The sequence below is a fragment of the Maribacter sp. LLG6340-A2 genome, assembly GCF_045057105.1.
In the GTDB taxonomy this organism is placed as follows: domain Bacteria; phylum Bacteroidota; class Bacteroidia; order Flavobacteriales; family Flavobacteriaceae; genus Maribacter.
Genome location: NZ_CP159332.1, coordinates 4084729 through 4097655, shown reverse-complemented (window position 1 = coordinate 4097655; position 12927 = coordinate 4084729). Strand labels below are relative to the sequence as shown.

The window sequence follows — 12927 nt, the reverse complement described above, 5'->3', positions numbered from 1 at the left end:
CGATTTATAAGCTGTGTTATAAATGATAGTTGCTGTAGGCATTTTTGTTACATTTATATTTTAATCTCGTTATAATACCATTTAATGGACTATAAACAATTTAAAGTTGATGAAGAAACCCAGGTAAAACTCTTTAAATCAATGCTTTTACCACGGATGATAGAAGAGAAAATGTTGATTCTTTTACGACAGGGTAAAATTTCAAAATGGTTCAGTGGTATAGGCCAAGAAGCGATATCCGTAGGGGTAACCAGTGCACTTAATGATGATGAGTACATATTACCTATGCATAGAAATTTAGCTGTTTTTACCACTAGAAAAATACCTTTGTACAGATTATTTGCCCAGTGGCAGGGTAAAGCAAGTGGATTTACCCAAGGTCGTGATAGAAGTTTTCATTTTGGCTCCCAAGAACATAGGATAATAGGTATGATATCTCATTTGGGCCCCCAGCTAGGTGTGGCAGATGGTATTGCACTAGCTCATAAGCTACGTAATGAAAATAAGGTAACCGCTGTATTTACGGGAGAAGGTGCGACCAGTGAAGGTGATTTTCATGAAGCGTTAAATGTTGCTTCTGTATGGAATTTGCCTGTGTTGTTCTGTATAGAAAACAATGGTTACGGACTATCTACCCCTACAAATGAACAGTACAATTGTCAACATTTGGCAGATAAAGGAAAAGGCTATGGTATGGAAGCCCATATTATAGATGGCAACAATATTCTTGAAGTATTTAGTAAAGTAAAGACCTTGGTCCAAGATATGCGCAAACATCCAAGACCGGTTTTGCTGGAATTTAAGACCTTTCGTATGCGGGGCCATGAGGAAGCTAGTGGTACCAAATATGTGCCGCAGGAGCTCATGGATACTTGGGCAGATAAAGACCCCCTGGAGAATTATGCGGAATTCTTAACGACACAACAGGTGTTAAATAATGAATTGATTACTGACTATAAGGAAGAAATACAAGCTAAAATAGAAACAGATTTACAAAAAGCCTTTTCAGAGGACGCCATTATACCCAGTGAAAGTAAAGAATTAAGTGAAGTATATAAAAGCTATGAATTTAAGAAAATTAAACCTTTTAGTAAAGTTAATAATATACGTTTAATTGATGCCATATCCCAAGGTTTGAGACAGGCCATGGTAAAATTTGACCAATTGGTCATTATGGGTCAGGATGTGGCGGATTACGGTGGTGTTTTTAAAATAACAGAAGGTTTTGTTGATGAATTTGGTAAAGAACGGGTACGCAATACTCCAATTTGTGAATCTGCAATTGTATCCGCTGCTATGGGCTTATCAATAAACGGCATGAAAGCGGTGATGGAAATGCAATTTGCAGACTTTGCAAGTACAGGTTTCAACCCCATTGTAAATTATTTGGCAAAAAGTTATTATAGGTGGGGAGAGCATGCAGACGTTGTTATACGTATGCCATGTGGTGGAGGGGTAGCAGCAGGCCCCTTTCACTCGCAAACCAATGAGGCATGGTTTACCAAAACACCCGGACTAAAAGTAGTTTATCCGGCTTTTCCTTATGATGCAAAGGGTTTGTTGGCAACGGCCATTGAAGACCCAAATCCTGTATTATTTTTTGAGCACAAGGGGTTATATAGAAGCAGTTATCAAGAGGTGCCTGAAGATTATTACACGTTACCGTTTGGAAAAGCCAGTTTGATCAAGGAGGGTGGTTCAATTACCATTGTTACTTATGGTGCCGGCGTGCATTGGGCGTTGGAAACCTTGGAAAAACTAAACATTACTACCGCAGATGTCCTGGATCTGCGCACTTTACAACCTTTGGATATAGACGCCGTATATAAATCGGTCAAAAAAACGGGTAAATTGATCGTATTACAGGAAGATAGCCTATTTGGTGGTATAGCCAGTGATATTTCTTCTTTGGTAATGGAGCACTGTTTTGAATATTTGGACGGACCCATTAAAAGGGTAGGTAGTTTGGAAACTCCTATTCCATTTAATGCGGCTTTGGAAGAACAGTACCTACCTAAAACAAGATTTTCTATAGCACTTCAAGAGTTAATGGCTTACTAAGGATACCCGTTAACATCTTTTTTTATTGAGCCAAAAGATATGCTCGTAAAGAAGCACCTTTGTAGGGTCTTACGGTAAATTTAAAATTTACCCATCCAAAAAGTAAGATGTAACGTATATACATTTTAACCTAAATACTTATTTTATGAAGAAATTAATTTGGCTATTCAGTATTGTTTTATTGGTAGCGTCTTGTTCCATTTCTAAAGATGCCCGTGCTAAAAGGAATTTGTTGAGCGGCACTTGGACGTTGGATAATGTTGCTTTTGAAGGAAATACAGGAAATGTTAAGGCTGTACTTTTTAATGATGTTGAAGATATCTGTTTAGAAGGTAGTGAGTGGTTCTTTCGTGACAATAATAGTACCGGTAGGTATACAATCAGTCCGTCAAGCTTATGTAATGGTGGTGATCGTTATATTAGATGGTCCGTTGTGGAAAGGGAAGAAAATTATACCAGTCAATTGCAATTTAAATTTATAAACGAAAAGAATCAGGATATTTCAGGTGGAGCAGGATATCGCTTAACAATTGATACCCTTACCGACTATGCAATGGTTTTAAAATCCAATGTTATGGTAGACGGTACACCAGTGAATGTCGTTTATGAATTCAGTAAAAAATAATAACCTACTTAATAATAAAAATTAGAGATATGAAAACAATGATATTACGTAAGACCAGCTATATACTTGCATTGGCAATGGTAATGAGCTGTAGTACGGTAAAAAACGCAAATAAAACCCAAAAAGGCGCTGTAATAGGGGCTACGGGTGGAGCCGTTATTGGTGGAGTTTTAGGAAATAATGTTGGTAGTGGAGACAATACGGCCCTAGGAGCTATATTGGGAGCGGCCATTGGTGGTGCAGCTGGTGGATATATAGGAAATAGAATGGACCGTCAAGCGGAAAAAATAGAGGAAGAAATACCCGGAGCAGAAGTAAAAAGGGTAGGTGAAGGTATCAATGTTACCTTTAATGAAGATGCAGGAGTATATTTTGATACCAATAAATCTAATGTACAGGGAACTTCAGCCGTCACTTTGGATAAATTGGCCAATATTTTTAAGGAATATCCAAAATCCAATGTTTTAGTGGAAGGGCATACGGATAGTGCAGGTGCAGACGAGTATAATATGAATCTGTCCAAACAAAGGGCACAATCCGTTACCAATTATCTTATAGCAAAAGGTATAGACGCCAGTAGATTTGATACCAAATGGTATGGAGAGAATCAACCGGTAGGAGACAATACTACTTCAGAAGGAAAGGCAAAGAATAGACGAGTGGAACTGGCCATTGTAGCTAGTGAGGAGTTAAAGCAAGAAGCTAAGGCCCAAACAAATTAATAAGCACTTTTCTGTTTTTTAATACGAATAAAAGACCCTGCAAATAGCAGGGTCTTTTGTTTTAATGTAACTTTCCCTAAGTGAAAAAGCATGAAATAATTATCATAGGTGGCGGATTGGCGGGTTTGACTTCTGCCATACATTTAGCCATGGAAGGTGTTGATGTTGCCGTGTTTGAAGCTATCGAATATCCGCACCATAAGGTTTGTGGGGAGTATGTATCTAAAGAGGTAGTTCCCTATTTAGAACGTTTGGGTGTAGAATTGAGTGCTATTGGAGCAGCGGATATAACAAAGCTTCAGCTTTCTGCTAGTAGTGGGGAATTAGTGGAAACCCAAATGGATCTTGGAGGGTTAGGAATAAGTAGATACTCTTTTGATAACCTTTTATATACTAGGGCAAAAAGTTTGGGAGTACAATTCTATTTTGAAAAAGTGGTGCAATGTACTTTTAGAGAGGGGGAATTTATAACGTCCACAACCCATAAGGAATACAGGTCAGGTTTGGTTATTGGCGCTTATGGTAAACGATCTCTATTGGATAAAAATTTAAACAGGCATTTTAGCTCAACAAAACACAACTGGTTGGCCGTAAAATGCCATTATGAAATGGAAAATTTTCCAGAAGATGTGGTTGGCCTTCACAGTTTTGAAGGGGGATATGCAGGTTTGTCACGAACGGAACAAGGTAATGTCAATTTTTGTTATTTGGCAAACTATCAAAGTTTTAAACGCTTTAAAGGTGTACGTGAATTCAATACAAATATCGTTTCGGAAAATATATATTTAAAACAGTTCCTGGCAGAAGCAACTCCAGTTTTTAAGCGACCCATGACAATAGCCCAAATTTCGTTTTCAAAGAAAGAAGTGGTTGTAGGGCATATGTTAATGTGTGGAGATACGGCCGGTTTAATACATCCCTTGTGTGGTAATGGTATGGCTATGGCCATCCATGGTGCAAAAATTGTTGCCGAGCTCATTCTTGCTTATTTAAAGGATGCCAATTATGGTAGGGCCCAATTAGAAAATAATTATATAAAGGCATGGAAAGAGAATTTTGGACGAAGAATTTGGGCAGGCAGAAAATTACAATCCGTTCTCATGCATGATCAATTACTTGCTTTAGGAATACGTAGTATAGGAAAGTCTCCCCGTGCCCTTAACTATATCATTTCAAAAACTCATGGCAACATTATACATTAATGGTAGATTTTTCAGAAAGAAGTAAGGAAATTGAGATTATGGATCAGTTCATGGGGACTACGGAAACCTTAGAACCTATACTAAACGATATTAATGGTGTAAATAAGGTACTGGGCGGGTATGCTATTACCTTAAATGCTGTTTTAGAGCTCATTAGAACACTTAAAAAAGAATCGTATACGATTTTAGATATAGGCTGTGCAGAGGGGACCATGCTAAGAAAACTCGCTTTAACCGCTAGGAAGCATCATATAAATGTAAAATTGGTAGGGGTAGACCTCAATGCCCAAAGCTTGGAATTGGCTAGAAGAAAATCGGGTAATTTTCCGGAGATAACATATTTGGAGCAGGATATTTTGTCCAATGAATTTGAACCCGATCAATTTGATATTGTAATGACAACGTTGACCTTTCATCATTTTAATGATGATGCCATTGTTGGCTTGTTAAAAAGGTTTGTTTCTCTTGCATCTATCGGTGTGGTCATTAATGATTTAAATAGAAATGCCCTTGCGTATTATTTGTTCAAGGCTTATGCTTTCTTTTTTATTAAAACGGATATCGCTAAAAAAGACGGACTCTTATCCATCCTAAGAGCATTTAAAAAGAAGGATCTTAAAAATTATGCGGCACAGGTTACCAACGCACATCACCATATAAAATGGAAATGGGCTTTTAGGTATCTGTGGATTTTAAAAAAGAAGTAGTAGATTAGGGTAAGAATAGCTATGAATAATACAAGAATTGTAAGTGTTACAAAGGAATTGCCCAAATACTTTAGGGAGACAAAGGATATATTGCCTTTGGTTGAGCTATGGTTAAGTGGTCAAGAAGAACGTTTTTCACGTAAGGTAATCAAGATATTTGAAGGCGCGGCCGTTGATAAACGCTATTCTATAATGCCGCCGGAAGACGTTTTTTTAGCGACATCATTTGAGGATAAGAATAAGATATATATGCGTGAAGCAAAACGCATGGGGGCAAATGTGCTAAAAAATGCCTTGCAAAAAAGTAATTGGCAAGCGGATTCGCTAGATTATATCATAACGGTAAGTTGTACAGGTATAATGATTCCGTCCTTGGATGCCTATCTCATCAATGACTTAGGTCTGCGTCAGGATGTGGTACGGTTGCCGGTAACGGAAATGGGTTGTGCTGCCGGTGTTTCCGGTCTTATTTATGCACATAATTTCCTGAAATCCAACCCTGGTAAGCGTATAGCATTGGTATCCGTGGAAAGTCCCACCGCTACATTTCAGCTTAATGATTACTCCATGGCAAATATGGTAAGCGCAGCTATTTTTGGTGATGGTGCGGCATGTGTTCTGTTATCATCTGAAGAAAATGCAGTGGGACCAAAAATTGTGGGTGAAGAGATGTATCATTTTAAGGATGCTACACATATGATGGGTTTTGATTTAACGAACCACGGATTAAAAATGATTCTTGATCCCGCAGTACCAACAACAATTTCCAATCATTTTGAGGATATTGTGCATCCATTCCTTAAAAAATATAACACCGCTATACAAGATGTGGACCATTTAATCTTTCATCCAGGAGGTAAAAAAATTGTACAAACGGTAGAATCGCTATTTGGGGCATTAGGTAAAAATATTGATGATACCCGTGAAGTATTACGATTATACGGTAATATGAGCAGTGCCACCGTTTTGTATGTGTTAGAGCGATTTTTAAATAAAGATATTCCGGTTGGGGAGCAAGGACTTATCTTAAGTTTTGGCCCAGGATTTTCTGCACAACGGGTGTTAATTGAGTGGTGATATCATGGAAGAAAGAATAAAGAATAGTAATGTCTGGGCTTTGATTTTAGGGGGTAGTACCGGCTTGGGACTGGCCACGGCCAAGAAGTTGGCCCAAAAAGGCTATCATATTATCATAATACACAGAGATAGACGATCGGACATGGATGAAATTGATGCCGGGTTCAATGAGATTAGAAATATGGACAGAAATCTGATCTCCATGAATATGGATGCTTTTAATCCGGATAAACGTTCTGCCGCCATCATAGACCTGCAAAACCGATTACCGCAAGGACATCATATCAAAGTCATGGTGCATAGTGTGGCCAAAGGCACCTTAAAACCTATGCATTCCAATGAAGCATCAACTTTGGTGAACACGGACTTTAAGATTACGCTAGAGGCTATGGCGCTTAGTTTGTATGATTGGACAAAGGCTTTGATCAATGCGAATGTATTTGCAGAGGATACCCGTATCATTTCGTTTACCAGTGAAGGAAATATTAGGGCATTACCCAATTATGGGGCGGTTTCGGTAGCCAAAGTGGCTTTGGAAGCATTGACGCGGAATATGGCTTTAGAATTTGCACCCTTGGGTATTAAAGCCAATTGTATACAGGCGGGGGTAACTCTTACCAAATCCTTAAAAATGATTCCGGGTTATGAATCGATAAAGCGTCACGCATTATCCAGAAATCCGAATAAACGACTAACAACACCGGAAGATGTTGCCAATGCAGTATATCTTCTGACTTTGGAGGAAGCAAAATGGATCACTGGCACCGTCATTAAGGTAGATGGAGGGGAAAGTTTACAGTAATTAAGAAGTATTGAATGAGTAATGATACATGGCAATGGGTAGTGGATGCAATGCCCTATACCCAACCTTTTTTGTTCGTAGATGAATTAACACGAGTGGACTCGGCTGGAGTAGAGGGTTATTATCGGTTCTTGCCAGAAGCATTTTTCTATAAAGGGCATTTTAAGAATAGACCGGTAACCCCTGGGGTAATATTGACCGAATGCTGTGCGCAAATAGGTCTTGTGTCTTTGGGCATTTTCTTATTAAAGGACGAAAAAGAACTGCAGGCCCTACGTATAGGAATGAGTAGTGCTACAATGGACTTTTTAAAACCCGTAATGCCGGGAGAACGTGTGCGCGTAGTATCGGAACTGGAATATTTTAGGTTTCAAAAGTTAAAATGTAGGGTGAAAATGTATAACGAGGATAATAATTTGGTCTGCAAAGGTACTATTGCGGGCATGATAGGTTTTAGGAATGAGTAGACGCGTAGTCATAACAGGTATGGGCGTTTGTGCTCCCAATGGTGTTGGGTTGAACAACTTTACACAATCTTTGTTGCAGGGAACAAGTGGTATACAACAAATACCGGAACTGGAACAACTGGGCTTTGGTTGTCAAATTGCGGGATTACCGCCAGTAAAAGAAAGTATGTTGGCCAATTATTTTAGTCCGTTGCAGTTACGGGGATTAAACGCCTCTGGAATTGTATATGGGGTTATGGCAGGTATGGATGCTTGGACCGATGCCGGCTTGAATAAAAATACGGGTACAACGCCCAATTGGGACCAGGGCATCATTTTTGGCACTGGTATTTTGGGGGTCGATAAGTTTAGGGAGGCCATTCATTTGATTGATGCCGGTAATGTACGTCGTTTGGGAAGCACATCGGTTATTCAGACGATGGCCAGCGGTATAAGTGCCTACTTGGGGGGATTGCTAGGTTGTGGAAATCAAGTGACCACTAATTCCGCTGCTTGTACTACGGGTACGGAAGGGGTAATCATGGCCTATGACCGTATAAGTCAAGGAAAGGCAGAACAAATATTGACCGGTAGTTGTAGTGATAGCGGACCCTATGTCTGGGGCGGATTTGATGCCATGCGTATTTTACCAAGAACCTATAATGACAACCCAACGCAGGCCAGTAGGCCTATGAGCGCCACTGCAAGCGGATTTGTACCCGGTAGTGGAGCAGGTGCATTGGTACTTGAATCCTTGGAAAGTGCCCAAAAAAGAGGGGCAAAAATATACGCTGAAGTTCTGGGCGGAGAGCTCAATAGTGGCGGACAAATAGGAGAGGGTAGCATGACGGCCCCCAATAGTTTGGCGGTACAACGTTGTATAAGCAAAGCCATTTCCAATGCGGGTATCAAGGCATCGGAGGTAGAAGTGATCAACGGGCACTTGACGGCAACATCCAAAGATGCATTGGAAGTTGAAAATTGGAGCAAGGCCTTGGGGCGTTCCGGAAATGATTTTCCATTGATCAATACATTTAAAGGAACGGTAGGGCATTGTTTGGCCGCGGCCGGTAGTATAGAGTGTGTGGCTAGTGTGCTACAATTTCAGCAGGGGAGTATATTTAAGAACATAAATTGTGATGACTTGCATGAGGATATTAAATCTGTAATCAATGAACAATGTGTTCCTAGAACTACAATTACGTATGATGCATCAATTATTGCGAAGGCTAGTTTTGGCTTTGGTGATGTCAATGCCTGTGTTATATTTAAGTCGTATTAAACAAAAAAATACCAAAAGGTTTTAAAATAAGGAATTATGAATCGTGAAGACAAATATCAAACATTAAAAGAAATCATAAAAACGTATCTACCTGAAGATGTTGATGTTAATGATATTAATGAAAATAGTCACTTTATGGACGATTTAAATATTAATTCCGCCAATTTGGTCGATATAGTATTAGACGTGGAGGATGCTTTTGACATCCGCTTAGAGAATGAGGATATGGAACAAATGCAAACCGTCAATGATGCCATTGCCATTATTGATGCAAAACTATAACCATTAGAAATTACAATACTCATGTAGTTAGAGACTCGGTAAATTTAAATCACGGGTTCTTCTTCCTTAATAAATACCGAGGCTAAAATACCGGATAACAAGGATATTGAAATCACGGCCAAGGATACCCATTCCGGTAATTCAATATAGTGGGAGAAAAGCATTTTGAGTCCAACAAAGGCTAAGATAACCACCAAGCTATAATTAATGAACCTGAATTTCTCCAGCATTCTTGAAATTAGGAAATACATGGACCTTAGGCCTAATATGGCCAAAATATTAGAAGTAAATACAATAAACGGGTCAGCGGTAATCGCTAATATGGCAGGTATACTGTCCAAGGCAAAAAGAATGTCCGTAAGCTCAATAACTACCAAGGCAACAAATAAAGGGGTAGCGGCCTTGACACCCATTCTTCTAATAAAGAAATCATGACCGTTCATTTGTGTGGTCACTGGATATATTTTCTTGATCTGTCTAAATACAAAGGAATTTTTAGGGTCAAAATTTTCGTCCTCTCCCTTTAACATATTAAATGCCGTATATAACAGGAAGATTCCAAAAATATAAATGATCCACTCAAATTTGTTGATTAAGGCTACCCCAAAGAAAATCATGAGGGCCCTAAATATAATAGCGCCTAATATTCCCCAAAACAGAACACGGTGCTGGTATAATGGCGGAATTTTAAAGGAACCGAATATTACCGCAATGACGAATACATTATCAACACTTAATGATAATTCTATTAAATAGCCGGTGATATACTTTAATACCGCATTATTGGGAGTAAGCCCCGTAGGGTTTTCTATCAATCCGGCATTGAACAACCAATAAATTACACCACTAAAACTTAGTGCAACGGTAACCCAAATGGCCGTCCAAATGCCTGCTTCCTTTGATTTTATGACATGATCGTTCTTATGGAACAGACCAAGGTCAAGGGCAAGAAAAACAAGTACAAAAGCAATAAAAACAATCCAGACTATCATATTCAAATTTAAAAGGGGCAAAGGTACTATAAATAGTCCTTTTGAAAACTATTTTGACAATTTCTTCACAGCTTGATAATCAAATCAATACGGTATGAATAGAGGCGTAATATCAAGCAAAAAAATTATTTAAACGTATTTTATTGAAAAAATTTTGACTGCATTAGGGATATCCTTTATCCATATGCCGGTGAACGGAAAATGTATGTGATAAAAAGTAATGGTGTGTCTAACCCTATGAATTCATCAAAGAAGTTTTGGCAGTATCAAAATGTAGAAGAAAGCTATTTAATACAAATTGATTTTCAGGATAAAAATGGTGTAGAGAAGAATATTGTTTAGTTGGGATGAAGTGTTGGGAATTTTCGACAAAAGGACAAGTTTTTATAAGATTATTGGAGATTGGATTTTATGTATTAATTTTCTCTAGAGAACAATATATTGAAATGAAAAATTTAACCCTATTGGGGGTTGCCGTTGTAGGAATTTTTGTAGGAATTCAGACCGTGCAGGCCCAGGACACCGTTAAGGTGAAATCTTACGTAAAAAAAAGGACCTTGTTAAATCAATTTGAGTCGGATTATGTGCTGCCGGCCTCTAAGAGAATTGCTTTAAAGCAAAGCAGGATTGCCTACCAATATCACACCAAGGAAATATTGGACACCCTTGATATATCGGACAGAAAACGAAAGCGATTAATTGAGGAATTAAAACGCAATCCGTTTTCTGAACGAATTCAAGAGGCTATAGCCAACGAACTGGAAGTTGAGGAAAACTTAACTTCCAGTGTGCCGGATTAATGCGATTGCATTTTCGCCTTTCTTTTTTCCAATTGTCTTTGTAAATCTTCTACGGATGAGGCAATGGAGGCCTCAAAACTAGCGGTAGAGGATTGTGCAAATAAGCGTGGCCCTGGGGCACTCAAGCGTATATTGCATACCATACCGGTGTCTGGGGAAGAGGTGTTTTCTTTCTTAAAAAAAACATCGGATCGTACTATAAAATCGAATTTGTCCATTAATTTTTCCAATTTCTGGGCAGCCATGATTTCTAATCTATTGCTGGCTTTGACATCGTCATATTCAAAATTGATATTCATAGGTAGAAAGTTTTAGTTTAAGGTACTCATTTCAATTAATCCTCACAACTAAAAAAAACTTAAATGTAATTTTAAATTAAGTTATGAATTTATAAACCTTTTGTTTTTAAATCGTTATCTTAAAGGAGGGAAAATTAAATTTAAGTTAAAGCATGTAAAAGCCTATATATCTTCGCGCAACTTTCTTAATTTGAAATAAATTTCCCACAAACCTTTTAAAACCTTTGTGCTATGGAAAATGTTCAGGACAAATCTAAATGTTTAGGCAAGTTAGAGCGTAGTTATAACATTCTTCAGCATATAAGATGTAAGATAGATTCGTATTTATATGAGCCCTCTACCAGTGCCTTATTTGAAACCAAGGAATATTTAAAAGATAAGATAGACCTTTTGATTACTGCCAACGAAAACTTGTTGAATTATTTGAGAAGGACCAATGAACTGATGCCCGATCAATTCCAGGATGTTAATTACCATATTGAACAGACTTTTGAGCTGGAAGACGATTTTGCGGAATATACCTTAAAATCCAGCAAAACCAGCTAGTTATAATTACCGCATCTGTAGAAGTGTTAAGGTATTTTGATAAGTAAGTATGCTGATCATGTGTACATTATATTTTTTGTTAGTATTTTAGGGCGAAAACCTAAATGAACATACGATGAAATTTTTATATCGTTTAAGCTTTTGCTACGTGCTGTTGTACTGCGTTGCATTACAAGCGCAAACAGATACTACACAACAAGTTTCACCCGCAGAGGAGGAAGTACCGATCATGTTTCAGTTTGAGCCAAATTATGCCGCTGCACAGATGAAACGAAGAACAGCCTTACTTCAAAAAATTAGGGCCTTGGATACACTTAATATTTCGGAAAAGAAAAGACTGCGATTGATCAAAGCATTATATAAGGACCTAAATTCCGAGAAAGTAAAAAAAACAATTCTAGCGGATACCCAATACGAGGACGAAGGGTTTTAGCATATTTTAGGTTTTGACCACAGGGTCATGGCATAATTTTAGCAGTAAACAAAGGGCAAATAATAATGTATAGCGCTATGAGAAAGATGATGATGTTTACGGTAATTCTATCTTGTGTAATAGGGTGTACCTCTTCTAAGGCACCCAGTGAGGCGGAAATAAGCCAATTGCAGGACTTTATGCAGCAAAAATCCTTTGAATTTAATGCAGATTGGGCCAACCCCATGGCTACGCGTAGCTTAAATAGTATTTCTAATGCCGGACTTTTTCCACCTGGGAGTAATGCGGGGCGAATCAACTTAATTGGTAATCCCAATTACCTGAGAGTAAAGGGCGATTCTGTATCCGGATATTTACCCTATTATGGAGAAAGACAGTTTAATGCCGGATTTGGTTCAGCTTCAGGAATTGAGTTTGATGGCGTGGCAGAATCGTACACTGGAGCATATGATAGTAAAGAAAAGGCCTATAAAATTCAGTTTAAGACCAGGAATAATGCTGAACGGTATACTTTTATTATGTTAATCTACCCCAATAAAAAGGCAAACGTATCCGTAGCTTCTTCAGACCGGTTTTCAATTAGATATGACGGTGATGTTAAAGAACTGGATACTAATAAAAATCAGTAAGTAACGCTATTTTGTTTAAAGT

Annotated in this window: 16 protein-coding genes; 14 read left to right on the top strand and 2 right to left on the bottom strand. The window is 38.3% G+C overall.

What is annotated here, in order from left to right; all coding sequences use genetic code 11:
* Window positions 1-84: 84 nt before the first annotated feature.
* From ABVM52_RS17370 to ABVM52_RS17325, 10 genes are all read left to right on the top strand, one after another.
* On the top strand, window positions 85-2061 hold the full coding sequence (locus ABVM52_RS17370; RefSeq protein ID WP_405382340.1) for a thiamine pyrophosphate-dependent enzyme: 1977 nt from the start codon (window positions 85-87) through the stop codon (window positions 2059-2061).
* A gap of 145 nt (window positions 2062-2206) precedes the next feature.
* Window positions 2207-2686 carry a lipocalin family protein gene (locus tag ABVM52_RS17365; RefSeq protein ID WP_405382339.1) on the top strand — a complete coding sequence of 160 codons (480 nt, stop codon included), beginning with the start codon at window positions 2207-2209 and terminating at the stop codon, window positions 2684-2686.
* Between the two features lie 38 nt (window positions 2687-2724).
* Window positions 2725-3408: an OmpA family protein gene (locus tag ABVM52_RS17360; protein ID WP_405385145.1), complete on the top strand. Its 684-nt coding sequence runs from the start codon at window positions 2725-2727 to the stop codon at window positions 3406-3408.
* 80 nt (window positions 3409-3488) lie between these two features.
* Window positions 3489-4610 (top strand): NAD(P)/FAD-dependent oxidoreductase, encoded by a 1122-nt coding sequence (locus tag ABVM52_RS17355; protein ID WP_405382338.1) that lies wholly within the window; start codon window positions 3489-3491, stop codon window positions 4608-4610.
* Entirely contained in the window at window positions 4610-5317 is a 708-nt protein-coding gene (locus ABVM52_RS17350; protein ID WP_405382337.1) for a methyltransferase domain-containing protein, read from the top strand. Before ABVM52_RS17355 ends, ABVM52_RS17350 begins: the two co-directional genes overlap by 1 nt.
* A 21-nt stretch (window positions 5318-5338) precedes the next feature.
* Window positions 5339-6394 carry a type III polyketide synthase gene (locus ABVM52_RS17345; protein WP_405382336.1) on the top strand — a complete coding sequence of 352 codons (1056 nt, stop codon included), beginning with the start codon at window positions 5339-5341 and terminating at the stop codon, window positions 6392-6394.
* A gap of 4 nt (window positions 6395-6398) precedes the next feature.
* Window positions 6399-7196: an SDR family oxidoreductase gene (locus tag ABVM52_RS17340; RefSeq protein WP_405382335.1), complete on the top strand. Its 798-nt coding sequence runs from the start codon at window positions 6399-6401 to the stop codon at window positions 7194-7196.
* Between the two features lie 14 nt (window positions 7197-7210).
* Window positions 7211-7663, top strand: coding sequence for a 3-hydroxyacyl-ACP dehydratase FabZ family protein (locus ABVM52_RS17335; protein WP_405382334.1), 453 nt, complete (start codon window positions 7211-7213; stop codon window positions 7661-7663).
* Complete coding sequence (locus ABVM52_RS17330; protein ID WP_405382333.1) at window positions 7656-8924, top strand: beta-ketoacyl-[acyl-carrier-protein] synthase family protein; 1269 nt, start codon at window positions 7656-7658, stop codon at window positions 8922-8924. The genes ABVM52_RS17335 and ABVM52_RS17330 overlap by 8 nt, the downstream gene beginning before the upstream one ends.
* Window positions 8925-8960: 36 nt before the next feature.
* A complete protein-coding gene (locus ABVM52_RS17325; RefSeq protein ID WP_405382332.1) occupies window positions 8961-9206 on the top strand; it encodes an acyl carrier protein in 246 nt (81 codons plus the stop codon).
* Window positions 9207-9250: 44 nt separating this feature from the next.
* Here the strand turns inward: ABVM52_RS17325 and ABVM52_RS17320 are convergent, their stop codons facing one another.
* On the bottom strand, window positions 9251-10198 hold the full coding sequence (locus ABVM52_RS17320) for a TerC family protein (RefSeq protein ID WP_405382331.1): 948 nt from the start codon (window positions 10196-10198) through the stop codon (window positions 9251-9253).
* Between the two features lie 446 nt (window positions 10199-10644).
* Between ABVM52_RS17320 and ABVM52_RS17315 the strand changes: the two genes are divergently transcribed.
* Window positions 10645-10998, top strand: a complete 354-nt coding sequence (locus ABVM52_RS17315; protein WP_405382330.1) for a hypothetical protein — start codon at window positions 10645-10647, stop codon at window positions 10996-10998.
* Here the strand turns inward: ABVM52_RS17315 and ABVM52_RS17310 are convergent.
* Window positions 10995-11297, bottom strand: coding sequence for an HPF/RaiA family ribosome-associated protein (locus ABVM52_RS17310; RefSeq protein WP_089260611.1), 303 nt, complete (start codon window positions 11295-11297; stop codon window positions 10995-10997). The genes ABVM52_RS17315 and ABVM52_RS17310 overlap by 4 nt on opposite strands.
* Before the next feature lie 231 nt (window positions 11298-11528).
* Between ABVM52_RS17310 and ABVM52_RS17305 the strand changes: the two genes are divergently transcribed.
* From ABVM52_RS17305 to ABVM52_RS17295, 3 genes are all read left to right on the top strand, one after another.
* Entirely contained in the window at window positions 11529-11843 is a 315-nt protein-coding gene (locus ABVM52_RS17305) for a hypothetical protein (protein ID WP_405382329.1), read from the top strand.
* Window positions 11844-11958: 115 nt separating this feature from the next.
* Entirely contained in the window at window positions 11959-12276 is a 318-nt protein-coding gene (locus tag ABVM52_RS17300) for a hypothetical protein (protein WP_405382328.1), read from the top strand.
* A 77-nt stretch (window positions 12277-12353) separates the two neighbouring features.
* Window positions 12354-12905: a DUF4251 domain-containing protein gene (locus tag ABVM52_RS17295; protein ID WP_405382327.1), complete on the top strand. Its 552-nt coding sequence runs from the start codon at window positions 12354-12356 to the stop codon at window positions 12903-12905.
* Window positions 12906-12927: the final 22 nt, after the last annotated feature.

Coding starts and splice junctions, on each gene's coding strand:
- ABVM52_RS17370 (WP_405382340.1), top strand. CDS start 85: ATGGACTATAAACAATTTAAAGTTGATGAAGAAACCCAGGTAAAACTC.
- ABVM52_RS17365 (WP_405382339.1), top strand. CDS start 2,207: ATGAAGAAATTAATTTGGCTATTCAGTATTGTTTTATTGGTAGCGTCT.
- ABVM52_RS17360 (WP_405385145.1), top strand. CDS start 2,725: ATGATATTACGTAAGACCAGCTATATACTTGCATTGGCAATGGTAATG.
- ABVM52_RS17350 (WP_405382337.1), top strand. CDS start 4,610: ATGGTAGATTTTTCAGAAAGAAGTAAGGAAATTGAGATTATGGATCAG.
- ABVM52_RS17345 (WP_405382336.1), top strand. CDS start 5,339: ATGAATAATACAAGAATTGTAAGTGTTACAAAGGAATTGCCCAAATAC.
- ABVM52_RS17340 (WP_405382335.1), top strand. CDS start 6,399: ATGGAAGAAAGAATAAAGAATAGTAATGTCTGGGCTTTGATTTTAGGG.
- ABVM52_RS17335 (WP_405382334.1), top strand. CDS start 7,211: ATGAGTAATGATACATGGCAATGGGTAGTGGATGCAATGCCCTATACC.
- ABVM52_RS17330 (WP_405382333.1), top strand. CDS start 7,656: ATGAGTAGACGCGTAGTCATAACAGGTATGGGCGTTTGTGCTCCCAAT.
- ABVM52_RS17325 (WP_405382332.1), top strand. CDS start 8,961: ATGAATCGTGAAGACAAATATCAAACATTAAAAGAAATCATAAAAACG.
- ABVM52_RS17320 (WP_405382331.1), bottom strand. CDS start 10,198: ATGATAGTCTGGATTGTTTTTATTGCTTTTGTACTTGTTTTTCTTGCC.
- ABVM52_RS17315 (WP_405382330.1), top strand. CDS start 10,645: ATGAAAAATTTAACCCTATTGGGGGTTGCCGTTGTAGGAATTTTTGTA.
- ABVM52_RS17310 (WP_089260611.1), bottom strand. CDS start 11,297: ATGAATATCAATTTTGAATATGACGATGTCAAAGCCAGCAATAGATTA.
- ABVM52_RS17305 (WP_405382329.1), top strand. CDS start 11,529: ATGGAAAATGTTCAGGACAAATCTAAATGTTTAGGCAAGTTAGAGCGT.
- ABVM52_RS17300 (WP_405382328.1), top strand. CDS start 11,959: ATGAAATTTTTATATCGTTTAAGCTTTTGCTACGTGCTGTTGTACTGC.
- ABVM52_RS17295 (WP_405382327.1), top strand. CDS start 12,354: ATGAGAAAGATGATGATGTTTACGGTAATTCTATCTTGTGTAATAGGG.